Here is an 835-nt window from a genome sequence, read left to right as displayed (position 1 = left end):
CTGTTCGTGCCGCGGATTGGCCAGGAAGTGCTGGTCGACTTCCTCGAGGGCGATGCGGACCGGCCGCTGATCACCGGCCGGGTCTACAACGGCGAGCAGAGCCCCGACTGGCACAGCCACGGCCTGCTCTCCGGCTTCAAGAGCAAGACCTACCGCGGCAGCAAGTACAACGAACTCGTCTTCGACGACGCCACCGATCAGGAGCGTGTCCGGCTCAACTCCGAAGCCGAGAAGAGCCAGCTCAACCTCGGCTACCTGATCCACCAGACCGGCAACACCCGCGGTGCCTTCCGCGGCACCGGGTTCGAGCTGCGCACCGATGCCTATGGCGCCATCCGCGCCAACCAGGGGCTCTACCTCTCAAGCTGGGGCCAGCTCGGCGCCAGCGGTGACCAGCTCGACCTCACCCCGGCCAGGCAGCAGCTCGACAGCGCCTACCACCTCAGCGACAGCCTCAGCCAGAGTGCCCAGGACCACAACGCCGACGCCCTCGACAGCCGCCAGAACCTCAAGCAGGCCGGGGATGACGCCGACGACCGCTACGGCAACAGCGAACAGCTTTCGGATGCTGATCAGAGCAACGCCCGTGGCGCCACCGACAGCGGCGGCCGGGGCGAAGCGGCGCGGATGAAAGCCCCCTGGCTGCACATGGCCTCCCCGGCCGGCATCACCCTGAGCACGCCGGAGTCGACCCACCTGGCCCAGGGCAGATCGCTGAGCATCTCCAGCGGCGAAGACGTCAACATCGCCACCGGCAAGAGCCTGGTCGCCTCGATCTCCGAGAAGCTCTCGCTGTTCGTGCAGAAAGCCGGGATCAAGCTGTTCGCGGCGCGGG

The 835-nt window shown here is 67.5% G+C and carries 1 protein-coding gene; it reads left to right on the top strand.

The annotated features are described in order from the left end of the window. A partial coding sequence (locus BTW07_RS18645; RefSeq protein WP_144076989.1) for a type VI secretion system Vgr family protein occupies nt 1-835 on the top strand: 835 nt, incomplete at both ends.

Source organism: Salinicola socius, assembly GCF_001937195.1.
Classification (GTDB): Bacteria; Pseudomonadota; Gammaproteobacteria; order Pseudomonadales; family Halomonadaceae; genus Salinicola; species Salinicola socius.
The sequence above is the reverse complement of the archived record's forward strand: the minus strand, read 5'-3'. Positions and strand labels throughout refer to the sequence as shown.